The 22,872-nt window shown below is 61.7% G+C and carries 23 protein-coding genes; 9 read left to right on the top strand and 14 right to left on the bottom strand.

All coding sequences use genetic code 11. The annotated features are described in order from the left end of the window. Window positions 1-39: 39 nt before the first annotated feature. The 3 genes from AC2ISB_RS03115 to AC2ISB_RS03105 all read right to left on the bottom strand — a co-directional run bounded on the left by AC2ISB_RS03115 (window position 40) and on the right by AC2ISB_RS03105 (window position 3,285). Window positions 40-852, bottom strand: a complete 813-nt coding sequence (locus tag AC2ISB_RS03115) for a transglutaminase family protein (protein ID WP_406720480.1) — start codon at window positions 850-852, stop codon at window positions 40-42. Beyond that, a complete protein-coding gene (locus AC2ISB_RS03110; protein ID WP_339109354.1) occupies window positions 849-1,805 on the bottom strand; it encodes an alpha-E domain-containing protein in 957 nt (318 codons plus the stop codon). The genes AC2ISB_RS03115 and AC2ISB_RS03110 overlap by 4 nt, the downstream gene beginning before the upstream one ends. A 67-nt stretch (window positions 1,806-1,872) precedes the next feature. Beyond that, a complete protein-coding gene (locus AC2ISB_RS03105) occupies window positions 1,873-3,285 on the bottom strand; it encodes a circularly permuted type 2 ATP-grasp protein (RefSeq protein ID WP_339109353.1) in 1,413 nt (470 codons plus the stop codon). A gap of 409 nt (window positions 3,286-3,694) precedes the next feature. Between AC2ISB_RS03105 and AC2ISB_RS03100 the strand changes: the two genes are divergently transcribed. Continuing rightward, window positions 3,695-5,518, top strand: coding sequence for a M3 family oligoendopeptidase (locus tag AC2ISB_RS03100; RefSeq protein ID WP_486576746.1), 1,824 nt, complete (start codon window positions 3,695-3,697; stop codon window positions 5,516-5,518). Between the two features lie 62 nt (window positions 5,519-5,580). Here the strand turns inward: AC2ISB_RS03100 and pgeF are convergent, their stop codons facing one another. From pgeF to lgt, 3 genes are all read right to left on the bottom strand, one after another. Then, window positions 5,581-6,354: a peptidoglycan editing factor PgeF gene (pgeF, locus tag AC2ISB_RS03095; RefSeq protein ID WP_339109352.1), complete on the bottom strand. Its 774-nt coding sequence runs from the start codon at window positions 6,352-6,354 to the stop codon at window positions 5,581-5,583. Between the two features lie 72 nt (window positions 6,355-6,426). Then, window positions 6,427-7,452, bottom strand: a complete 1,026-nt coding sequence (locus AC2ISB_RS03090; RefSeq protein ID WP_486576745.1) for a class I SAM-dependent methyltransferase — start codon at window positions 7,450-7,452, stop codon at window positions 6,427-6,429. A 50-nt stretch (window positions 7,453-7,502) separates the two neighbouring features. Beyond that, window positions 7,503-8,408: a prolipoprotein diacylglyceryl transferase gene (gene lgt / locus AC2ISB_RS03085; protein WP_406720478.1), complete on the bottom strand. Its 906-nt coding sequence runs from the start codon at window positions 8,406-8,408 to the stop codon at window positions 7,503-7,505. A gap of 236 nt (window positions 8,409-8,644) precedes the next feature. Here lgt and AC2ISB_RS03080 point away from each other — a divergent pair, with 236 nt between their 5' ends. Then, window positions 8,645-8,887, top strand: coding sequence for an accessory factor UbiK family protein (locus tag AC2ISB_RS03080; protein ID WP_339109350.1), 243 nt, complete (start codon window positions 8,645-8,647; stop codon window positions 8,885-8,887). 75 nt (window positions 8,888-8,962) lie between these two features. Here AC2ISB_RS03080 and AC2ISB_RS03075 read toward each other — a convergent pair whose 3' ends face one another. Beyond that, on the bottom strand, window positions 8,963-9,406 hold the full coding sequence (locus tag AC2ISB_RS03075) for an NUDIX hydrolase (protein WP_406736887.1): 444 nt from the start codon (window positions 9,404-9,406) through the stop codon (window positions 8,963-8,965). Beyond that, window positions 9,403-9,711 carry a DUF6476 family protein gene (locus AC2ISB_RS03070; RefSeq protein WP_339109348.1) on the bottom strand — a complete coding sequence of 103 codons (309 nt, stop codon included), beginning with the start codon at window positions 9,709-9,711 and terminating at the stop codon, window positions 9,403-9,405. The genes AC2ISB_RS03075 and AC2ISB_RS03070 overlap by 4 nt, the downstream gene beginning before the upstream one ends. Between AC2ISB_RS03070 and AC2ISB_RS03065 the strand changes: the two genes are divergently transcribed. Together AC2ISB_RS03065 and rpoH are read left to right on the top strand one after the other, a co-directional pair. After that, window positions 9,710-10,741, top strand: a complete 1,032-nt coding sequence (locus AC2ISB_RS03065) for an RluA family pseudouridine synthase (protein ID WP_406720476.1) — start codon at window positions 9,710-9,712, stop codon at window positions 10,739-10,741. The genes AC2ISB_RS03070 and AC2ISB_RS03065 overlap by 2 nt on opposite strands. Window positions 10,742-10,942: 201 nt before the next feature. Beyond that, complete coding sequence (gene rpoH / locus AC2ISB_RS03060) at window positions 10,943-11,839, top strand: RNA polymerase sigma factor RpoH (RefSeq protein ID WP_339109346.1); 897 nt, start codon at window positions 10,943-10,945, stop codon at window positions 11,837-11,839. A gap of 63 nt (window positions 11,840-11,902) precedes the next feature. On the opposite strand, the gene AC2ISB_RS03055 is transcribed toward rpoH, so the two are convergent. Next, window positions 11,903-12,595 (bottom strand): metal-dependent hydrolase, encoded by a 693-nt coding sequence (locus AC2ISB_RS03055; protein WP_339109345.1) that lies wholly within the window; start codon window positions 12,593-12,595, stop codon window positions 11,903-11,905. A 146-nt stretch (window positions 12,596-12,741) separates the two neighbouring features. On the opposite strand from AC2ISB_RS03055, the gene gatC reads away from it, so the two are divergent. From gatC to AC2ISB_RS03035, 4 genes are read left to right on the top strand one after another with little or no spacing between them, the layout of a single operon-like run. Next, a complete protein-coding gene (gene gatC, locus AC2ISB_RS03050) occupies window positions 12,742-13,029 on the top strand; it encodes an Asp-tRNA(Asn)/Glu-tRNA(Gln) amidotransferase subunit GatC (protein WP_339113188.1) in 288 nt (95 codons plus the stop codon). Continuing rightward, the gene (gene gatA, locus AC2ISB_RS03045) at window positions 13,026-14,504 is read left to right on the top strand and encodes an Asp-tRNA(Asn)/Glu-tRNA(Gln) amidotransferase subunit GatA (protein ID WP_339109343.1); all 1,479 of its coding nucleotides are present in this window, start codon (window positions 13,026-13,028) and stop codon (window positions 14,502-14,504) included. The genes gatC and gatA overlap by 4 nt, the downstream gene beginning before the upstream one ends. A gap of 12 nt (window positions 14,505-14,516) precedes the next feature. Continuing rightward, a complete protein-coding gene (locus AC2ISB_RS03040; RefSeq protein WP_486576068.1) occupies window positions 14,517-15,221 on the top strand; it encodes a hypothetical protein in 705 nt (234 codons plus the stop codon). Then, the gene (locus AC2ISB_RS03035; RefSeq protein ID WP_339109341.1) at window positions 15,221-15,910 is read left to right on the top strand and encodes an N-acetylmuramoyl-L-alanine amidase; all 690 of its coding nucleotides are present in this window, start codon (window positions 15,221-15,223) and stop codon (window positions 15,908-15,910) included. The genes AC2ISB_RS03040 and AC2ISB_RS03035 overlap by 1 nt, the downstream gene beginning before the upstream one ends. Window positions 15,911-15,935: 25 nt before the next feature. Here the strand turns inward: AC2ISB_RS03035 and scpA are convergent, their stop codons facing one another. Together scpA and AC2ISB_RS03025 are read right to left on the bottom strand one after the other, a co-directional pair. After that, complete coding sequence (gene scpA, locus AC2ISB_RS03030; RefSeq protein ID WP_339109340.1) at window positions 15,936-18,080, bottom strand: methylmalonyl-CoA mutase; 2,145 nt, start codon at window positions 18,078-18,080, stop codon at window positions 15,936-15,938. Continuing rightward, entirely contained in the window at window positions 18,037-18,942 is a 906-nt protein-coding gene (locus AC2ISB_RS03025; RefSeq protein WP_339109339.1) for a hypothetical protein, read from the bottom strand. Before AC2ISB_RS03025 ends, scpA begins: the two co-directional genes overlap by 44 nt. A gap of 313 nt (window positions 18,943-19,255) precedes the next feature. Between AC2ISB_RS03025 and AC2ISB_RS03020 the strand changes: the two genes are divergently transcribed. Beyond that, entirely contained in the window at window positions 19,256-19,639 is a 384-nt protein-coding gene (locus AC2ISB_RS03020; protein ID WP_486576065.1) for a DUF4174 domain-containing protein, read from the top strand. Between the two features lie 21 nt (window positions 19,640-19,660). On the opposite strand, the gene AC2ISB_RS03015 is transcribed toward AC2ISB_RS03020, so the two are convergent. From AC2ISB_RS03015 to AC2ISB_RS03005, 3 genes are all read right to left on the bottom strand, one after another. After that, window positions 19,661-21,664, bottom strand: coding sequence for an acetyl-CoA carboxylase biotin carboxylase subunit (locus tag AC2ISB_RS03015; protein WP_339109337.1), 2,004 nt, complete (start codon window positions 21,662-21,664; stop codon window positions 19,661-19,663). 184 nt (window positions 21,665-21,848) lie between these two features. Continuing rightward, window positions 21,849-22,082 carry a hypothetical protein gene (locus AC2ISB_RS03010; RefSeq protein ID WP_339109336.1) on the bottom strand — a complete coding sequence of 78 codons (234 nt, stop codon included), beginning with the start codon at window positions 22,080-22,082 and terminating at the stop codon, window positions 21,849-21,851. Between the two features lie 379 nt (window positions 22,083-22,461). After that, window positions 22,462-22,854: a hypothetical protein gene (locus tag AC2ISB_RS03005; protein ID WP_339109335.1), complete on the bottom strand. Its 393-nt coding sequence runs from the start codon at window positions 22,852-22,854 to the stop codon at window positions 22,462-22,464. Window positions 22,855-22,872: the final 18 nt, after the last annotated feature.

Here is a 22,872-nt window from a genome sequence, read left to right as displayed (position 1 = left end):
ATCCCCGGGCGATTCGTCAGCACTCATTACAGCGCCGATTTATTGCTGCACGCTTTCCAGAGCAACGGAAACATTCATGCGCTCTTCGCCAAGCCCCTGTGCAATGCCGCGAATGGGCGCGGCATCCTGCGCATCAAGGCCCGACCCGATACGGATATAGCGCGCATCGGGACAGCACCGGTTTGCCGGATCGAACCCGACCCAACCGTAATTGCGCACATGAAGCTCGGCCCAGGCGTGGCTGGCTTCCTCGCGCGCGGTGTCTCCCTCGCCAAAAAGATAGCCGGTGACATAGCGGGCGGGAATCCCCATCGAACGTGCCATAGTGATCAGCACATGGGCCTGATCCTGACAGACGCCCTTCTTATGGGCCAGCGCCTCGGCTGCGGTGGTGCGGGTCTCGGTTGCTCCGGCCTGATATTCCACCTCCTCGGCGGTCAGCACACAGAGCCGATGCGCCTGCTCCAACGGATCTTCCTCCCCTTTCACACCGCGCAGGGCGAGGCTCGACAAGGTGCCATCATCATGGGTCAGCGTGGTCTCGCGCAGATAGGCCAGAGGGTTGATCGTTTCGCGATGGCCGCGCAGGATACCGGCGGTATCATTCGTTTCGACCCGCCCGCGCACCGAAATGCGCAGCTGTTCCATCGGCCCGCGCACCGACCAGCCCTCGATGCGGTCGCCCGCGCCGTCGCGGAACGCACCGCCCAATATGCCGCCCTGCACCGAGACATCCCAGTCAATCACCCGCTGCCCGTCATGGCGCGAGGCAAAAAGCCTGAGCGATTGCACCGAGCTGCGCATCGGCGCGTCATAGTCGTATACCGTCACATGTTCGACCGTCAGTATCATCGCGCCTCGCCCGAAAGATAGGTTTCGAACACGGTCGAGGTCAGGCCCGAGACCTCCCCGATGAACCGCGTCAGAAATTCATGCAGCCCCTCGTCGAACACCTCCTCGACGGTGGCCTTCTGCAACTCGCCCAGAAGCGCGCGCGCCCGCATCTGCGGCAGGCCGGATTTGCGGTAATCGCGGGCAAGGCATTCCAGATGATAGGTGACTTTCTCGGTCGCCGTGATCAACGACCGCGGGCTTTGCGGATTGAGAATCAGGAAATGCGCGATTTTACGGGCCGAAAGCTCGCCCCCATAGGCAAAGTGGAAGGCCCGATGCGATTGCAGCGTGCGCAGCAGCGTATGCCACTGATAGCTGTCCAGCTCGGACCCCACAAAATCCAGCGAGGGCAGCAGCACATAATATTTCACATCCAGCAGCCGCGCCGTATTATCGGCCCGTTCCAGCGCGAAGCCGATATTGAGGAAATGATAGCCGTCATTATGCAAAAGCGTGGAATCTATGGCGCCACGCACCATCGTCGCCTGCCGCGAGACCCATTCGGTCAGATCGGTCAGCTCCAGTTCGGAACGCGGACGGCGTTCAAGCTGGCGCAGCTCCTGAAAGGCCATGTTCAGCACATCCCAGAGCTGGCCGGAGATCGCGGTTCTGACGATACGCGCGTTTTCCCGCGCCCGCTCGATGCAGGAAATCACCGAAGACGGGTTGTCGCGGTCAAAGAACAGATAGCTTTCGATATTGCGCTGCACGGGGTCGCCATATTTGGCATCGAAGCCCTTGGCCGTGCCCGACGCCTGCAACAGGCTTTCCCATTCGCTGCGATAGCCATCCCCATGCGCCTGCGGAATCATGGTGATGCGCGCGCCGACCTCAAGCAGCCGCGCCATAGTCTCGGCGCGTTCGATATAGCGCGCGATCCAGAACAGGTTTTCAGCGGTACGACTTAGCATGCCACCTCTCCTCTCGAAACGGGTGGCATTTCCAGTATAGCTGTCTCTCGGCATGGCCTTTCCCCCCTCATTCCGCCAGAACCCAAGTATCTTTAACGCCCCCGCCCTGCGAGGAATTCACCACCAGGGATCCTTCGGTCAACGCAACCCGCGTCAGACCGCCGGGCACAAGTTCGATTTTCTCGCCCACCAGACAATAGGGCCGCAGATCCACATGGCGCGGGGCCACCCCCTCGTTGACGAAGGTCGGCGTGGTCGACAGCGCCAGCGTCGGCTGGGCGATGTAATTATCGGGATCATCCTCGATCTTGCGGCGGAAGGCCTCGATCTGCTCTTTGGTCGATTTGGGGCCGACCAGCATGCCATAGCCCCCCGAGCCATGCACTTCCTTCACCACCAGCTCCGGCAGGTTCGCCAGCACATATTTCAGATCATCGGGCTTGGCGCATTGCCAAGTAGGCACGTTCTGCAAGATCGGCTCTTCGCCCAGATAGAAGCGGATCATCTCGGGGACAAAGGTATAGACGGCCTTGTCATCGGCCACACCCGCACCGGGCGCAGAACAGATACTGACCCCGCCCGAGCGGTAGCAATCCATCAGCCCCGGCACGCCCAGCATGGAATCGGGGCGGAAACACAGCGGGTCGAGGAAGGCGTCATCGATCCGGCGGTAGATCACATCGACCTTCTTCGGGCCTTCCGTCGTGCGCATCCAGACAAAGCCGCCCTCGCAGAAGAGATCCGGCCCTTCCACCAGTTCGACCCCCATCAGATCGGCAAGGAAGCTATGTTCATAATAGGCCGAGTTGAAATGGCCCGGCGTCAGGATCGCAATCGTCGGGTCCTTGTCGCATTTGGCTGGCGCGACCGAGGCCAGCGTCCGGCGTAGCGCCTCGGCATAGCCATCCACCGGCTCGATCCGGTTTTCATGGAACAGCTTGGGGAACATCCGCATCATGATCTCGCGGTTCTCCAGCATATAGCTGACACCGGAGGGCGTGCGGCAGTTATCCTCCAGCACGAAGAAATCCTCCGGCCCCGTGCGCACCAGATCGATGCCCACGATATGGCTGTAGATGCCCATCGCAGGCACAAACCCCATTACAGCCCGCTCGAACGCCTCGTTCTGGTAGACCAGCTTTGCAGGGATCTTGCCGGCCTGCACGATCTCCGCCTTGGTATAGACATCCTTTAGGAAGGCATTCAGCGCCCGCGCCCGCTGCTTGATCCCCGCTTCCAGCTTGCGCCATTCCTTCTGGGTGAACACGCGGGGGAACATGTCAAAGGGGATCAGCCTGTCAGGGTCCCCCCCTTCGCCATAAACGGCAAAGGTAATGCCGATACGACGGAACAGCTGCTCGGCCTCTGCCTGTTTCATCTGGCGCAATTCGGCGGGCATGGCATTGGTCCAGCCCTCCAGCCGCGCATAGGGCTCCCGCACCCGGCCACCATCATACATCTCGTTGAAATGCTGGGTCATTGTGCCTCGACTCCTTCGCCACTTAAGGAAAGCCTAGGCAAGGCATTTCGCGAACGGAAGCTGACCCGCGCCCTGCATGGTATCGAACCCGCAAAAAACGTATGAAATTTAGTCGCAGGATTATTTTTTAGGCAAAATATCCCTACAAATGGGCGCATCCTTTGCTGAACCCGCATCTTCTTCTCCCCGAGCCCGCCCGATGACCGGACGCTTTTTTTGATCATTATGACGATAATAATTTGTCCGGTTTTGCCGAATGGCAAGAATTCCCTGACAAAAATCGCTCGGGCTTGGCAAATTGGTCAAACCCCGCAAAAAACCGGCAGGGCGCGGCCCTGCAAAACCGCCGCCCCCTTCCCCTCGCCCGCCATGCATCCTATCTCTTGGGAGATACGGCAAAGAGGATATGATGACGCTTCATCTCAAAACCCCCGTCATGGATGCAAACGCAACCGCAGGCACCGGCAAGTTCGGCGCCCTGCCCGAATGGGACCTGAGCGACCTCTATCCGGCGCCCGACAGCCCCGAATATGCCGCCGATATGGCCAAGGTCGAAAAGGATTGTGCAAGCTTTGCCGCCGATTACGAAGGCAAGCTGGCCACGCTTTCGGGCGCGGAAATGGCCGAATGCATCCGCCGCTATGAGGAAATCGAGACCACGGCGGGCCGCATCATGTCCTACGTCGGTCTGCGCTATTACCAGAACACCGTCGACCCCGAGCGCGCCAAGATGATGTCGGATGCGCAAGACAAGATTACCGCTTTCACGACGCCTCTGGTATTCTTCAGCCTCGAATTCAACCGCATCGAGGATGACACCTATAAGGCGCAATTCGCCGATGCGGCGGCTGCCCGTTACAAGCCGGTCTTTGACCGCATGCGCGCGATGAAGCCCTATCAGCTATCGGATGAGCTGGAAAAATTCCTGCACGACCAGTCGGTTGTGGGGTCTGCTGCCTGGAACCGCCTGTTTGACGAAACCACCGCCGCGCTGGAGTTCACCGTCAATGGCGAGGTGCTGAACCTCGAATCCACCACCACCCTTCTGGCCGATCACGACCGCGCCACCCGCGAGGCCGCCGCCCGCGAGTTGGCCCGCGTCTTCGGTGCCAATATCAAGCTCTTTGCCCGTGTGCATAACACGCTGGCCAAAGAGAAAGAGATCGAGGACCGCTGGCGCAAGATGCCCTCGGCGCAGGCCGCGCGCCACCTGTCGAACCATGTCGAACCCGAGGTCGTCGAGGCGCTGCGCAATGCGGTTGTGGCGGCCTATCCAAAGCTTTCGCACCGCTATTACAAGCTGAAGGCCAAATGGATGGGCCTTGAAACGCTGCAGGTCTGGGACCGCAATGCGCCGCTGCCGATTGAAGCGCCGCGCGATGTGCAATGGTCCGAGGCGCGCGCGATTGTCGATGAGGCCTATGCCTCCTTCGATCCCCGCATGGCCGAGATCGCCAAGCCCTTCTTCGACCGTGGCTGGATCGATGCGGGGGTGAAACCGGGCAAGGCTCCGGGCGCCTTTGCGCATCCGACGGTGACCACGGTCCACCCCTATGTGATGCTGAATTACCTTGGCAAACCGCGTGATGTGATGACGCTGGCGCATGAGCTGGGTCATGGCGTGCACCAATGTCTGGCCGCAGGTCAGGGCGAGATGCTGGCCTCGACCCCGCTGACCTTGGCCGAGACGGCGTCGGTCTTCGGCGAGATGCTGACCTTCCGCAAGATGCTGGAAAAGGCCAAAACCCCTGCCGAGCGCAAGGTGCTTCTGGCGGGCAAGGTCGAGGATATGATCAACACGGTCGTGCGCCAGATCGCCTTCTATGACTTCGAGTGCAAGCTGCATGCAGCCCGCCGCGAGGGCGAGCTGACGCCGGATCAGATCAACGCGCTATGGATGTCGGTGCAGGGCGAATCCCTTGGTCCGGCGTTCGAATTCATGGACGGCTATGAGACCTTCTGGACCTACATCCCGCATTTCGTCCATTCGCCCTTCTACGTCTATGCCTATGCCTTCGGTGACGGGCTGGTGAATGCGCTTTACGCCACCTATGAGGGCGGGCTTGAGGGCTTCCAGGAGAAATATTTCGACATGCTCAAAGCGGGCGGCTCGAAACACCACAAAGAGCTCCTGGCCCCCTTCGGCCTTGACGCCTCGGACCCCGCCTTCTGGGACAAGGGCCTGTCGATGATCGCGGGCTTCATCGACGAACTCGAAGCGATGGAAGACTGAGCCTGACACAAAAGCCGCCCTTCGGGGCGGCTTTATCACTTCCGAAGCAGCGAGCGGGCGTCTCACAACCGGATGGTTGAGATGAGCCGCCCGTAATCGGCCTCTTTGGCATGGGTGGTGCGGCGGTAGGAATAGAAGAATTCCGGCTCGGCATAGGTGCAGCGGCCAATCCATTCGGCCTGCCCCACCCCTGCCGCGCGCAAGCGGTGCAGCCCGAAAGACGGCAGATCGAACATCGGGCGGCCATTGGGGCCACCGGCAAAAAAACGGCTATAGGCAGGATCTTCCATCAGGAAGGTCTCCATGAAATCCTCGCCCACCTCATAGGCTGCCTGAGAGATGCACGGCCCGATCACCGCACGGATATTGGCCCGCGCCGCCCCCAGACCTTCCATCGCGTCCAAAGTGGCCTCCAGCACGCCGTTCAACGCGCCCTTCCAGCCTGCATGGGCCGCGCCGATCACCCCTGCCTCGGGGTCGGCAAACAGCACCGGCTGGCAATCCGCGGTCAGGACCGACAGCACCAAGCCGGGCGTTCTGGTCACAAGCGCATCGGCTTCGGGCGCAGGGGCCGCAGCGTCCTCGACCACCGCTGCCACCGCCGAATGGACCTGACGCATCCCCGCAAGACGGGCGGGGGTCGCCTCCATCGCCTCGGCCACGCGCGCACGGTTGACCTCAACCGCCGAGGACAGATCGCTCGACGCCCCGCCGCAGTTCAAGCCCTGAAAGATCCCCGAAGACGCGCCGCCCTTTCGCGTGAAGAAACCGTGCCGGATCGGGCGCAACATCGGGGAAGTCAGGAGTTCAAGCGTGGTGGCCATCGTATCTGTCATCTTCTTCAGCTTCTATTGGATCGGAAACCGGCCCATACTCGGCAGAGGGGCCAACACGTAAAGAGCACAGGATCACCCCGACGGAGAAAGCCCCGGCGGCAATGGGGCGCCCTCGGGATAAAGCGCGAGGGCTTTGAATAGCTGACCCATTTCTTCGGGATGGGTCAAGCGGCGATGTGCGGCAATATGCGCCTCAAGCGCCGCGCCGCTCAACTTTTTGGCGAGCGCCTGCGCCCGCGCGGTGATGCCCAGCCGCTCCAGAAACAGCCCTTGCGGCGTCATCGCGCTCGCAGCCACACCTGCGGCACGCGCAGCGCAAGCAAGCGCCTCGAAATCCACATGGGCCGTCAGATCCGCCTCGCCGGGCGTGGCAAAAGGATCAACCGGCACATGCGCGCGCAGCGCCTGAAATGTATCGCCAAGGCTGCGCCAGTCCCCGTAATCGACAAAGAGCGCCATCCCGCCCCGCACCAGACGCTGCGCGACCGCCTCGACGACCGTGGCCGCTTGCGGGCAGATCTCGACGACATCTCCGGGGGCGGTTGCGGCAAAGCGCGGCTCGAGCCTCGCAAGCCGCGTGGCAGGCGAACGCCCTGCCCTGAGCTGGCCACCCTCGGCCCCCACCTGCGTTTCCGCCCAGCCGGTCTCGGTACGGGTGAACTGCCGGATGGGCAGCGCATCGATAAATTCATTGGCCACAAAAAACAGCGGCCTGTCCTGTGGAAGGGCGTCCACAGCATCGGCCCATGTCACCTCGTAACCTGCAAGGGTTTCAGCCTGTATTCCGCGCAGCGTGGCCGAGGCCTCCACCAGATGGATCCGCGCGGCATCGGCCATGTTCGGCACGCGGGCCACGACCCGCAGGATATCGGCCATTAAAGTGCCACGGCCCGGACCGGCTTCGGCAAGCAGGAAAGGTGCAGGGCAGCCCTGATCCATCCATGACTGGGCAAGACACAGCCCCACCATCTCGCCGAAAAGCTGGCTGATTTCGGGGGCGGTGATAAAATCCCCCGTCTGCCCGAACGGGTCGCGGGTGGCATAATATCCGGCCTCGGGGTCCAGCAGACAAAGCGCCATATAGCGGTCCAGCCGCATCGGGCCTTCGCTGCGGATTGCCGCAAGCAGACGGGAGGTCAGATCGCCGGTCACGCCGCCGTCCCGACCTTGGGCCGACGCAGGGCGCGCAGCACAAGCACGATACCGATGGCGATCATCGGCAGCGACAGAAGCTGGCCCATCGACAGGCCATATTGGCCGAATTGCACCACATAGCCCATCGGGTCGGTCGGCGTGACAAATTGCGGGTCGGCCTGACGGAAGAGTTCGACAAAGGCGCGCGAACAGCCATAACCGATCAGGAAGATCCCGCATGCGCCCCCCGGACGGCGCAAAAGCCCGCGCGAGACAAGTATCCACAGCAGGATGCCCAGCACGATCCCTTCCAGCCCGCCCTCATAGAGTTGCGACGGATGACGGGCGCACATACCGTCCACCTGCCCCGCAAGACCGAGGCAGGTCTGCGCCGCCTCGCCCGGAAAGATCACGCCCCAAGGCATATCGGTCGGATGGCCCCAAAGCTCGGGCTTGATGAAATTGGCAATGCGCCCCAGCAACAGCCCGATAGGCGCCACAAGCGCTGCGGCATCCCCGATGGACCAGACCGCAAGCCCATGCCGGCGGCAATACAGCCAGACCGCCACCACGACCCCCAGAAAACCACCATGAAAGGCCATACCGCCCTTCCAGACCATGAAGATCTCGAGCGGATGCGCGAGATACCAGCCGAAGTCGTAAAACAGCACAAAGCCCAGCCGACCGCCCAGAATGACGCCGACAATCACCCATGTCAGCAGATCCTCGACCTGCTTGGCAGGCATGGGTGCCTGCCCGCCCCAAAGGCGCGGGGCTTTCATCAGCGCCACAATGATCTGCCAGCCCGCCAGAAGCCCTGCGATATAGGCCAAGGCATACCAGCGGATCGGCAGGTTCAGCCCCGGGATCACAAAGGCATTCGGATCGATTTGCGGAAAATCAATCGCCAGTGGCAGCATCGGCTGTCTCCTTCGAAGGGCCGTCTCTATCGGGCCGGAAAATCGTCTTTTATCGGGGCGGAGAAAGCCCGTCCGAAGGAAAGAAGTCAAGGCAGGAGACTGGTCCGAGCCGAGCGGACACGGGCTTGTCAGCACGGGGCACGCATCATCGGCTGTCGCTCGGGCCTTGTCAGCGCAGGGCGAAGGCCTCATATAGACGTTAACTGCAAGCCAAAGCCCGAGGATCGGAAGCCGCTATGACCGCGCCCAACAAACTCTTTGACGAAATGTCCAAGCTGATGACCAATGCGATGGGTGTGGCGCAAGGTGCCCGCACCGAAGCCGAGACCGCGATGAAATCGTGGATGGATCGCTGGCTGGCCGAGCGGGACTTTGTGACCCGCGAGGAGTTCGACGCCGTGAAAGCGATGGCCGCCAAAGCGCGCGAAGAGAACGAGGCACTGAAGGCGCGTCTGGAGGCGCTGGAAAGCAAGGCCTGAGCGGGCTTTCGTTTTTGCGTGTGTGAAAGGGGGCTGTCTGCCCCCTTCTTCCATTCGGGCAGGCCCGTATGGAATTCATCCCCCGAGGATATTTTGGGCAGCTGGAAAGCAGGCGCGGGCCTTGATCAGCAGGTCTTTGACGCCCGCGCTCATGGGAAGGCGGCCCGCTTCGATGTCCTCAAAGGGGATCATGCGCGCGTCAGACGCGTCATCTGCGGCCTGTGGTTGCGGGGCATCGGCATGGCAGGCAATGGCCACGAGGTAGTAATGCCAGAGCGTCCCGCCCGCCGCATCCCTGGTCAGGAAGTCGCCAGAGTCGATGGTTGCGCCTGCGGTGGCCCGAACGCCGGTTTCCTCGGCCAGTTCGCGCAGGGCGGCTTGGGCCACGGTCTCGCCCCATTCGACCTTGCCGCCCGGAAAGCCCCAAAGCCCCGCATCCGGCGGATTCTTGCGTTTGACGAGAAGCGCATGGGTGTCGCTCAGGCAGACGGCCAGCACGCCGAGACGGGGCTGCGTCATGGCGCAAGCTTCGTGCGGGCGGTCAGGCGGCCATCGGGCGAAAACAGCAGCACCTGATTGTCGGTGGTGACGATAATGATCCGGTCGGCTTGTTGGGTGAGCGACAGTGCTTGCAGCCCGTCGGGCAGGGAAATCGCCTCTGGCAGGGTCAGCTTATTGCCGCTTGGCTGATTGAAGCGGATGACAAGCAGTGTCACGATGGTTAGAAGGCCCGCAATCATGGTGACGGCCAGAGCGGTCACCAGCCATTTGAGAAAGCGCAGCTCTGGCACGGGCGCGTCGGGATCGGAGATCGGATCGGACATGGAACAGCGTATCCTTCGCATCGAAATCGGGGAAGAGCCCCCTGCCGACCGCCTTGATAAGGCCTTGAGCGCGCTTGTGCCAGACGAAGAAAACCTGTCGCGGTCGCGGCTGGCGAAGCTGATTGCCGATGGGGCGGTCAGCCGCGAGGGCGTGGCCGTGACCGAGCAGAAGACCAAGGTGGCGGCGGGCGAGGTCTATGAAATCCTTGTGGAAGCCTCGCGCGAGGTGGAGACGGTGGCGCAGCAGATCGCGCTGGACATCCTGTGGGAAGATGACGACCTGATCGTGATCAACAAGCCTGCGGGTATGGTGGTGCACCCCGCCCCCGGCACACCCGACGGGACTTTGGTCAATGCGCTGCTGCATCACTTCGGCGGCAATCTGTCGGGCATCGGCGGCGAGAAGCGTCCGGGCATCGTGCACCGGATCGACAAGGAGACCTCGGGGCTGCTGGTCGTGGCAAAATCGGATGCGGCACATCACGGGCTGGCCAAGCAGTTCGAGAAACACACGGTACACCGTCACTATATGGCGGTGTGTCATGGGGTGCCTTCGGCGGCCGATCCGCGTCTGCGCGGCACCAAGGGGGTGAATTTCGAACAGGGCGGCGTGCTGAAGATCACCTCGCAGCTGGCGCGCCATAAGACCGACCGCCAGAAACAGGCGGTGTGCTTTGACGGCGGGCGTCATGCGGTGACGCGGGCGCGCACCGTGGAAGACCTGCAAGGAGTGGCGGCGCTGATCGACTGCTGGCTGGAAACGGGACGCACCCATCAGATCCGCGTGCATATGGCCCATGCCGGTCACGGGCTGATCGGCGATCCGGTCTATGGCGGGCGGCGCAAGCTGCCGAAATCGCTGGGCGAGGCGGCCATCGAGGCAGCGGCGCATTTCCCCCGTCAGGCGCTTCATGCGGCGACTTTGGGCTTTGTGCATCCGGTGACGGGCGAAGAACTGGAATTTTCCTCGCCCCTGCCTGCGGATATGGAAGAGCTGCTGGCGGCCTTGCGCGGAAATGTTTCAATCTGAACTGATTGGTTCACTTAACTGTCAACCGATGCGTCTTTTGCTTGCAAGCAGGAGACGCATGCTCTTTTCTGTGTCCAAGCCAAAGGGTCAATCTCGGACCTCTCGCCGCCCTTATGCGTTAAGGGGTTTGAAACGACATCTTGTAATGAAAGGCCCGTCTTCCCATATCGGGCCGCCACACACCAAAAGAAAGGGGTTCACATGTCGAGTTACACCAACCTTCCAGCCCCAAGTCCCGAACAGGGGCTGAACCGCTATCTTCAGGAAATCCGCAAGTTCCCGCTGCTGGAGCCGGAAGAGGAATATATGCTGGCCAAACGCTGGGTGGACCATCAGGACGCGAAATCCGCGCATAAGATGGTGACATCGCACCTGCGTCTGGCCGCCAAGATCGCCATGGGCTATCGCGGCTATGGTCTGCCGCAGGCCGAGGTGATCTCGGAGGCGAATGTCGGGCTGATGCAGGCCGTGAAACGCTTTGATCCCGAGAAAGGCTTCCGCCTTGCGACCTATGCGATGTGGTGGATCCGTGCGGCCATTCAGGAATATATCCTGCGGTCATGGTCGCTGGTGAAGCTGGGCACGACCTCGGCGCAGAAGAAGTTGTTTTTCAACCTGCGCAAGGCGAAATCGCGGATTGGTGCCTATGAGGATGGCGATATGCGGCCCGAGAATGTGGCCCAGATCGCGCATGACCTGAATGTGACCGAGGATGAGGTCATCTCGATGAACCGGCGTCTGTCGGGGTCGGATGCGTCCCTGAATGCGCAGGTGGGCGCGTCCGAGGACGGGGCCGCGCAATGGCAGGACTGGCTGGAAGACGAGGATGCCGATCAGGCCGAGGCCTATGCGGAATCCGACGAGCTGAATATGCGCCGCGAGATGCTGCTGGCCGCGATGGACACGCTCAATGATCGCGAGAAAGACATTCTGATGGAGCGCCGCCTGCGCGATGACCCCGTCACGCTTGAGGATCTTTCGTCGAAATATGATGTCTCGCGCGAACGTATCCGCCAGATCGAGGTGCGCGCTTTCGAGAAGCTGCAAAAGCGCATGCGCGAACTGGCGGCCGAAAAAGGGATAGAGGTGCCGGCCTGATCCGGCCCCGCCCATCAAAAACCGCGGCAGGGGAAACCCGCCGCGGTTTTTTGTTGCGCCTTTTTAAAGGGTCAGAGGTTTCAGCACCTCCGGCTCGATCACATCCACACCCGGCAGGCCTTTGACCATCTCTTCCGCCGATTGCTCCAGCAGCGGGAAGGTCTTGTAGTGGCAGGGGATCACCGTCTTGAAGTCGAAATACTTCTTGGCCGCCCAAGTGGCCGCTTTCATATCCATCGTGAAATGGCCACCGGCACAGAGAATGCCGATATCGGGAGCGTGATATTCGCCCATCCACGCCATATCGGCCATAATATCGGTATCGCCCGAGAAATAGATGCAATGGCCTTCACCCTTGATCATATAGCCCGATTCGGTGCCGGTATAGACGGGACCGTTCGGGCCATCATAGCTTGAGGAATGGGTGGCATTGACCATCGTCACCTTGGCACCCGCCAGATCAACCGTGCCGCCCTTGTTGAAGCCCAGCGTCTCGATCCCCTCGGCCTCGGCCCAGAAGCCTGCGATATCGGCGATGCAGACCACCGGAATGCCCAGCTCGCGCGCGATCGCCACCGTATCGGCGGAATGATCGCCATGACCGTGGCTGAGAAGGATATGCGTCGCCCCCGAGATCGCCTCGGCACGGTGGCCCTCGGGGAAGACCGGATTGCCCGACAGCCACGGGTCGATCAGCAGCACCGCGTCTTCGATTTCAAGCCGGAAACCGGAATGGCCAAGCCAGGTGAGTTTCATGAATAACGCTCCCGTCATTTTATAAAATCCGAAATTCCCTCCTGACTGTAGGTGTCTTGCCCGAAAAGGGAAGTCCCATGCCCGCTTCACCTTGAAAGCACGGGGGCTTGCGGCTAAACCCGAACCCAAATCCAGCGGAGAAACATATGTCCATCGACATCGACACCGCCCGCAAGGTGGCGCATCTGGCCCGCATCAAAGTGGCCGAAGACAATCTGCCCGAGCTGGCCTCGGATCTTTCCAATATGCTCAACCTCATGGAGCAGCTGACCGAAGTTGACGTCGAGGGCGTAGAGCCTATGACCTCGGTCAGCCCGCAGCGCCTCAAGCGCCGCGTCGACGAGGTGACCGATGGCAATTATCAGGACAAGATCCTCAAGAACGCCCCCGATGCCCGCGAGGGCTTCTTTGCCGTGCCGAAGGTGGTGGAATGACCCTAAATACGCTGAAAATCTCCGAAGCCCGTGACGCGCTGCGCAAGGGCGAGACGACGTCGGTCGAGCTGACCGAAAGCTGCCTGAAGGCGATTGAGGGCGCGGATGCGCTCAACGCTTGGTGCGCCAAGACCCCCGAGATGGCGCTGGACATGGCGAAAGCGGCGGATGCCCGCATCAAGGCAGGCGATGCGCCCGCGATGTGCGGCATCCCGCTGGGGATCAAGGATCTTTTCGCCGTGAAGGGCGTGCCCACGCAGGCAGGGTCGAACATCCTCAAGGGCTTCAAGCCCGAATATGAATCCACCGTCACCCAGAACCTCTGGGATGCGGGCGCGGTCATGCTGGGCAAGCTCTCGATGGATGAATTCGCGATGGGTTCGTCGAATGAGACCGCCTGCTACGGCCCCGCGATCAACCCGTGGAAGGTCGATGACAAAGCCCGCACGCCGGGCGGGTCTTCGGGCGGTTCGGCGGCGGCTGTTGCAGCCGACCTCTGTCTGGCGGCGACCGGCACCGATACCGGCGGCTCGATCCGTCAGCCTGCGGCCTTCACCGGCATCACCGGCATCAAGCCGACCTATGGGCGTTGCTCGCGCTGGGGTGTGGTGGCCTATGCCTCCTCGCTCGATCAGGCTGGCCCGATGACCAAGGACGTGCGCGATGCGGCGATCATGCTGCAGGCGATGTGCTCGCATGACCCGAAGGATTCGACCTCGACCGAGATCGCGGTGCCGGATTTCGAAGCGGCGCTGACCGGCGATATCCGTGGCAAGAAAATCGGCATCCCGAAGGAATACCGCCTCGACGGCATGCCCGAAGAGATCGCGGCCCTTTGGGACAACGGCATGGCGATGATGCGCGATGCAGGCGCCGAGATCGTGGATATCTCGCTGCCCCATACCAAATACGCCCTGCCCGCCTATTACGTGATCGCCCCTGCCGAGGCGTCGTCCAACCTCGCCCGCTATGACGGGGTGCGCTACGGCCACCGCGCGACTTTGGGTAAGGGCGATGGCATCGACGATATGTATGCCAAGACCCGCGCCGAAGGCTTCGGCCCCGAGGTGCAGCGCCGCATCATGATCGGCACCTATGTGCTGTCAGCGGGCTTCTATGACGCCTATTACAACCGCGCCCGTAAGGTCCGCGCCCTGATCAAACGCGACTTCGAGCAGGCATTTGCTGCTGGCATCGACGCCATTCTTGCCCCCGCGACGCCCTCTTCGGCCTTCGCCCTTGGCGAGATGAAGGATGCCGATCCGGTCAAGATGTATCTCAATGACGTGTTCACGGTCACCCTGAACCTTGCGGGCCTGCCCGGTGTCGCGGTACCCGTTGGCCTTGACAAACAAGGGCTTCCGCTGGGGCTGCAACTGATCGGGCGTCCGTGGGAAGAAGGCGAACTGCTGAACCACGCCCTTGTGCTTGAACGTGCGGCAGGCTTCAATGCCAAGCCGAACCAATGGTGGTAATGGAGTAAACACATGCGCGCGCCAGTTCTCGGACTTTCCCTGACCCTTTCGGTGCTGGCGCTGGCCGCCTGCCAACCCAGCGTGCCGAATTCGGCCGCTGGCGTCGGTGCGCCCGCAATCGCGGGCAACGAAAGCTATCGCGATTACATGGCGCAGCGCGAGGCGCAACTTCAGGGCGGCACAGCCGCCACCACCACTCCCGTCACCGGCGGGCAGCCGATGTCGGCGATGGGCGATGCGGCGACCCCCGCCAGCAACGATCCCAATGCGCAGCTCGGGGCCGATACGCTTGCGGCGCTGAATGCGACAGCGGCGCAATCCAGCCCGCAGGAAGTCACCGATTACGCACCGGCCTCCTCGCCCTATTCCAGCACGGCCACAGCGGCAGAGCGGGCCGAGGACACGTTCCAGACGCCAGCACCGGCCCAGAAGACCTCGGGCGACACCTATAGCGCGGGCTCTGGTGCCAGCGGCCCCAATCTGGCCGCCTATGCGCTTTCGGTCAGCAACCAGCCGGGGCAAGCGACCTATCCGCGTGGCGGGATCAAATTCACCTCGACCACCAAAGCCTGTGCGAAATATGTCTCGCCCGACCAGGCCCAGATCGCCTTTCTGGCCAATGGCGGCCCCGAGAAAGATCCGGGCAATCTTGACCCCGATGGCGACGGTTTCGCCTGTGGTTGGGACCCCCGCCCCTTCCAGAACGCTCGCAACTGATGGCGGCGGCTTTCCCCTCGCCCAATCACGGGGAACGGCGCAATGGGGCAGAGCCTGACCATGTGGTTCTGCATTTCACCGCGATGCAGGACATGGCCTCGGCCCGCGACCGCCTGTGCGATCCGGCAGCCGAGGTTTCGGCGCATTGGCTGATCGGCAATGACGGCACGGCGGTGCAACTGGTCGATGAGGCGCGCCGCGCATGGCATGCCGGTGTCGGGCAGTGGGGCGCATGTAACGACCTGAATTCACATTCCATCGGGATCGAGCTTGATAACCCGGGCGACAGGCCGTTTTCCAACCGGCAGATGGAGACGCTGGAAACGCTATTGCGGCGGATCCTCGACGATTGGCGGATCGCCCCGCAGAATGTGATCGCCCATTCCGACATGGCCCCGGCGCGTAAATTCGACCCCGGTCCGCGCTTCGACTGGGCGCGGCTTGCACGTCAGGGACTGGCTGTCCTGCCGCAGGCCCCGCTGCTGCCACGGGCACCGGACAAGGCGCAGTTTCTGATCCTCGCGCAGCTTTTCGGCTATACCTCGCCGGATCACGAGCATGTTCTGTCGGCCTTCCGGCTACGGTTCCGTCCCTTGCACACAGGCCCACTTGACCCGACCGACATGGCGCTGATCGCGGCACTTGCCCGTGATTACGGGCAAGACGGCGACCAATGGCGGGCATGTTAAGGGCCGCAGAAGCGGCCCTTTTTCGTTAGTCGCGCTGCGCTTCGAGGATCTGCAGGATCTCTTTCGCAGCCGTCGGGATATTGGTGCCCGGACCAAAAATAGCCTTCACACCGGCCTTTTTCAGGAAGTCATAATCCTGATGCGGGATCACGCCGCCGCAGATCACGATGATATCCTCTGCCCCTTTGGCTTTCAGCGCCTCGATCAACTGCGGCGCAAGGGTCTTGTGCCCTGCCGCCTGCGACGAGATGCCCACCACATGGACATCGTTATCCACCGCATCCTGCGCCGCCTCGTCCGGCGTCTGGAACAGCGGCCCCACATCGACATCGAAACCGATATCGGCAAAGGCGGTCGCGATCACCTTGGCACCACGGTCATGGCCGTCCTGCCCCATCTTGACCACCAGCATACGCGGGCGACGGCCTTCCGCTTCGGCAAAGGCCTCGACATCGCGCTGGATCTGGGCAAAGCCCTCATCGCCCTCATAGGCCGAGCCATAGACCCCTGCCAAAGTCTTCACCTCGGCGCGGTGACGCCCGAATTCCTTCTCCATCGCCATCGAGATCTCCCCTACTGAGGCCCGCGCGCGCGCCGCTTCAACGGCAGCTTCCAGCAGGTTTCCGCCCTCTTTCGCGCGGCGGCCCAATTCGGCCAGCGCAGCCTGACAGGCGTCCTCATCACGCTCGGCCCGCATTTTCTCAAGCCGTGCGATTTGCGACAGGCGCACCTTGACGTTGTCGATATCGAGAATGTCGATCGGCTCTTCCTCGGCGAGGCGGTATTTATTGACCCCGACAATCACGTCTTCCCCACGGTCGATCAGCGCCTGACGACGGGCGGCGGTTTCCTCGATCCGCAGCTTGGGCATGCCGGAGGCCACGGCCTTGGTCATGCCGCCCATTTCCTCGACCTCTTCGATCAGCTTCCACGCTTCCTCGATCAGGTTCGCGGTCAGGCTTTCGACATAATAGCTGCCCGCCAGCGGGTCGACGACATTGGTGATGCCGGTTTCTTCCTGCAAGATCAGCTGGGTATTACGTGCAATCCGTGCCGAGAAATCGGTGGGCAGGGCAATCGCCTCGTCCAGCGCGTTGGTGTGCAGCGACTGCGTGCCGCCCAAAGCCGCCGCCATCGCCTCATAGGCGGTGCGGATGACGTTGTTATAGGGGTCCTGCTCTTGCAGAGAAACGCCCGAGGTCTGGCAATGGGTGCGCAGCATGCTGGATTTGGGGTTCTTCGGCTCGAATTCGGCCATGATCCGCGACCAGAGCGTGCGGGCGGCGCGCAGTTTGGCGGCCTCCATGAAGAAATTCATGCCGATAGCGAAGAAGAACGACAGACGTCCGGCGAATTTATCCACATCCATACCGGCGGCAATCGCGGTGCGCACATATTCGCGCCCGTCCGCCAGCGTGTAGGCCAGCTCCTGCACGAGGTTCGCGCCCGCTTCCTGCATGTGATAGCCGGAGATCGAGATCGAGTTGAATTTCGGCATCTCGTTGGCGGTATATTCGATGATATCCGCGATGATCCGCATCGAGGGTTCGGGCGGATAGATATAGGTGTTCCGCACCATGAATTCTTTGAGAATATCGTTCTGGATGGTGCCCGACAGCACGGCGCGGTCATGGCCCTGCTCTTCCCCCACCACGATGAAATTCGCCAGAATCGGGATCACCGCGCCATTCATGGTCATCGAGACGGAGACCTTATCCAGCGGGATGCCGTCAAAGAGGATCTTCATATCCTCGACCGAATCGATGGCCACGCCCGCCTTACCGACATCGCCCACAACGCGGGGGTGGTCGCTGTCATAGCCACGGTGGGTCGCAAGATCGAAGGCCACCGAAATCCCCTGCTGACCCGCAGCCAGAGCGCGACGGTAAAACGCGTTCGATTCCTCGGCTGTCGAGAAACCCGCATATTGGCGGATCGTCCACGGACGGCCCGCATACATGGTCGCCTTCGGACCACGGGTATAGGGCGCGATCCCCGGCATGGAGCCAAGATGGTCCAGCCCTGCCGTGTCTTCCGCCGTGTAAAGCGGCTTGACCTTGATCCCTTCCAATGTCTCCCAGGTCAGGCTGTCTAACGGCTTGCCACGCAGTTCTTTCGTGGCAAGCTCAGCCCATGCCGCTTGCTTGTCGGCCTCGGTGTTGCTGGTCATCGACCCATCCTTCCTCCGTGAGAGGGATGGCCGAATATCCTCCCGGCGCAGCCCCTCCCGTTTCCATGATTGCCAGATCCCGGTGCCCTTGGCGCAGCCGTTCCAGCTCGTTTTGATAGCGCGCAGTCATCTGACCACGTTGAGCAACGCTAAAAGGCATATAACCGCGACCAAGCTGCCCCTGCACGGCAGCGGCGGCGTTGAAACGCGCAACCGGCACCGTCTGGCCCGGATACAGCGCCGCGCGCGGTGCCAGACGCCGCAGCAGAACCTCGTGCCGACCGGCCATAGCCTCGTGGGTCCAGACATGCGGACGCTTCCCGAAGGCCTGTTCGACGGCCTCGATCACACAAGGCCAGCCACGACCGCTTTGCGCCAGCATCCGCAACCGCTGCGGGTTGACCATTTCGCCGCCCCGCGCCCGTTCAACCGCCAGCATCGATGCCCACCACGCATCATAGCGCCGGATACCCATCGCCACGCCCGTCAGATGCGGCCCCAGCACCATTGCGACCCGTTCCAACCTGCCCCGCGCGTCAGGGTAGAGAATTCCGTGCTGAAGACAATGTGGAATAGAACCGATCAGATTTTCTTCGCTGATAATCAGGGTGTGGAAGCCCTGATCTTCCAACAGATCGATTTCCATCCGGATACGTGTCGCAGAGCGTCGTGCCGAAAGGATATCCTGCGCCGAAACCAGATCGGCGCGTTTGATCAGCCCCGCAAACAACCCCGCACGCGTGCGCTCCGGCCCCCAGAAAGCGATGCCCTGACGCGACAATATCTCGGAATTCGCCAGCATCCAGTTCTGAAACGATGTCGTGGCGGTGCGGTGCACCCCCAAATGTAGTATAACGTCCAAGAGAAAGCTCTTTCCGGAAAGCGCGTCTGGCATGATGCCATGACTCCACGCGAGGACCTGCCTCAACGTCGAATATGCGCCGCGATCTCTGGAAAACTGCTTAACAGGAGGAATTGAATTGTATTTTACCCAAAACTCGGGGCGCGCAGGGGCGCGCGAACAAACTGTTCCATCAAAAGCAACAATCCTCTCCCCCATCGGAGCCGCATTTTTATTTGCGATATCGGTCGGTTGCTGGGCCTCGGCAGGGCATACACAACCGCAGGGCGACCCCCCTGTTCCAGCGACTGAACCCGCCGAAGGCTTCGCGCCTTTGCCCGCAGATACAGCGAATTTGAATGATTTCGTCTGGAAAAAACGCCCGATCGTGGTTTTTGCCGAAAGCCCGGCCGATCCGTCCTTCGCGGACCAGATGGCCGCACTGGAAGAACGCTGGCCCGAACTGGCCGCCCGCGACGTGGTGGTGATCGCCGATACCGACCCCGCCACGCCAAGCGCCATCCGCCGCAAGCTGCGCCCATCGGGATTTTCGCTGGTGATCATTGCCAAGGACGGCACGGTGGCGCTGCGCAAACCGCTGCCCTGGAGCGGGCGTGAAATCATCCGCTCGATCGACAAGATGCCGCTGCGCCGCGAGGAACTCCGTCGCGGCGCAACCGTGCAGGGCAAAGCGCCCCGCACATTTGCCAAGTTATGATCGGCGCGGCCCGTCATGGGGTCATTCGAACTCCATGATGATGTCGTCCACCTTGAGCGACGCCCCGGCCTCGGCATTGATGGATTTCACAACGCCGCGACGCTCTGCCCGCAGGATGTTCTCCATCTTCATCGCCTCGACAGTGGCCAGCGCCTGCCCTTCCTGCACCTCGTCGCCTTCGGCCACGTTGATTTTCACCACCAGACCCGGCATCGGGCAGAGCAGGAATTTCGAGGTATCCGGCGGCAGCTTCTCGGGCATCAGCAGATGCAGCTCGTGTTGGCGCGGTGTTTGCACCAGCACTTTCAGATCCGCACCACGCAGGCGGATGCGATAGCCCATCGAGATCTTGCCGACCTTCAGCACCAGCGGCGCACCATCGATCAGCAGTTCCGCAAGCTGGTCGCCCGGTGTCCAGTCCGAGCTGACGCGATGCATCGTGCCATCGGAGAAGCTGACATCCGCGCCCGCCTTATCCGCCGAGATTTTCACCGGATAGGTCGTGCCCTGCAGGCTCACAACCCAGTCATCGCCCACCAGCCGCTCGTGATTGCCCAGCGTGCCGGAAATGCGCGTGCGCCGGATTTCGGCCACCCGCTCCATTGCCGCTACAGCCGCTGCCACACGCTTGAGCATCTCCGGCCCGAGCTCCACACCGTGGAACCCTTCGGGATATTCCTCGGCGATGAAAGCCGTTGTGATATTGCCCGAGGTAAAGCGCGCATGATCCATCACAGCCGCACAGAACGGCAGGTTATGGCCAATACCCTCGACCTCGAAACGGTCAAGCGCCACGCGCATTTCCTCGATGGCCGCGTCGCGGGTCTCTCCCCATGTGCAGAGCTTGGCGATCATCGGGTCATAGAACATGGAGATCTCGCCGCCCTCATAGACGCCGGTATCGTTGCGCACCACACCGCCGGAGGCGGTCGGGCCTTCGACCGGCGGACGATAGCGGGTCAGACGACCGATCGAGGGCAGGAAGTTGCGATAGGGGTCTTCGGCATAAAGACGGCTTTCCATCGCCCAGCCGTTGATCTTCACATCGTCCTGGGTGATCGACAGCGGCTCGCCATTGGCGATACGGATCATCTGCTCGACCAGATCGATGCCGGTGATCATCTCGGTCACGGGATGCTCCACCTGAAGACGGGTGTTCATCTCGAGGAAGTAGAAGTTCTTGTTGCCATCGACAATAAACTCCACCGTGCCAGCGCTGGTATAGCCCACCGCCTTGGCCAGAGCGACCGCCTGATCGCCCATCGCCTTACGGGTGGCCGCATCAAGGAAGGGCGAGGGGGCCTCTTCGATCACCTTCTGGTTCCGGCGCTGGATCGAGCATTCACGCTCGTTCAGCCAGACGCCGTTGCCATGGGCGTCACACAGAACCTGAATTTCGATATGGCGCGGCTGCGTCACGAATTTCTCGATGAAGATGCGGTCATCCCCGAAGGAATTGGCCGCCTCGTTTTTCGACGACTGGAAACCCTCGCGCGCCTCGGTGGCGTTCCATGCAATCCGCATGCCTTTGCCGCCGCCGCCCGCAGAGGCCTTGATCATCACCGGATAGCCGATCTCTTCCGAGATCTTGACCGCCTCATCCGCATCCTCGATCAGCCCCATATAGCCGGGCACGGTGTTCACACCGGCCTCTTGGGCGATCTTTTTCGAGGTGATCTTGTCCCCCATCGCCTCGATGGCTTTGACGGGCGGGCCGATAAAGGCCACACCTGCCGCCTCCAGCGCCTCTGCAAATTTCGCGTTTTCCGACAGGAACCCATAGCCCGGATGCACCGCTTCGGCACCGGTTTTGGCAATCGCCTCCATGATCTTGTCGATCACGATATAGGATTGGTTGGCAGGCGGCGGCCCGATATGCACCGTCTCATCGGCCATCTGCACATGCAGCGCCTGCGCATCGGCATCGGAATAGACGGCCACCGTCTGGATACCCATCTCGCGTGCGGTCTTCATGACGCGGCACGCGATTTCCCCACGGTTGGCAATCAGGATCTTCTTGAACATCGGCTTTCCTCCACTTCCGGTGGAAGCAAGCCCGCGGGCCAGAAGGCTCTAGCCGCGGCTTGCCCTCCCCCCCAATATGTTCATGTTAACGTCCGGAAAAGAAAACGCCACCAAGGCAGAGCGCCCCGATGACGTTTCAATCGGCATACCTTCGGGCAGGCAAAAAGCGCCTGCCTTGCAGATCTTAGTAGCTACGCGAGCAGACACCTGCATCGTCGCACAGCGCGCCTGCGCCTGCGCCAATCGCAGCACCTGCAAGAACGTTGTTGTCGGTTGCGTCGGCAACCAGCGCGCCTGCGCCCGCGCCAACCAATGCGCGACCGCCATCGGTGCTGAGGAAGTTACCATTGCCAGAGTTCTGGCAGCCAGCAAGGGCCGTCGCACCGAGAATCGCGATGAGAAGTGCGGATTTACGCATGAGATTTCTACTCCGTGAGTATTAGTGTTCCTTTGTGAACCTAATACAGCCAGCGGGGAAGAAAAGCGGATTCTTGCACAAGAACGCACGTAACGCATTGCCTCGGCAAGCGTTTGCCGATCCTGCCCGTCCGCAACTGCGGAAGGCGTGAACATGGCGGGGATCATATCCCCGGAAAGATCCGGCCCGGTAAAGGCACTGCGCATAGCGACAGCCCGGAGCCGGCAAGTTCCAACAGGGAGTTCCCTCGCGGGAGAGATGCCGGAGCACCCGAAGGCGGGCCGACAGAAATCAACCTGCGCGCGAAACGCGCGGCTTGCAACCCAATTCGCGGGGAAAACAGCAAAGCCTTGCCGATTTCTGTCAAGCCGCATCCGCATCAGTCCCAGTCGTCCTCGTCTTCTTGGTCCCAATCGAACGCGTCGGGATCGGCAAATACCTCGGGGAACGACGCCTCGGCACGGCGACGGTCGATTTTCAGAAGGGCGTCGTAGGATTCGGGATCGAACGGGTCTTCGGCGGCAACCACCTCACGCCCGAACAGCCAGCTCAGGCGACCGGCGTCCAGATTGCCCCGCTCAAAGGGCTCTTCGCCGAAATGGGTCCACAAAGCGGCCAGAAAGCCTTCATCCGCGCGGCGATCACCGGCGGCACGGTCCTTGAACCGTTCGCGGCGGATGATCTTGGTCGCGCCTTTCTTATTGGCGCGGCGGATGGTGAATTGGAAATCGGTGCTGGGCAAACGCCCGGGAAAACCGCGGTGTTTTAGCATGTGGCGCCTTTCTTCTCC

The sequence above is a fragment of the Thioclava sp. NS-SX20 genome, assembly GCF_057380695.1.
The sequence above is the reverse complement of the archived record's forward strand: the minus strand, read 5'-3'. Positions and strand labels throughout refer to the sequence as shown.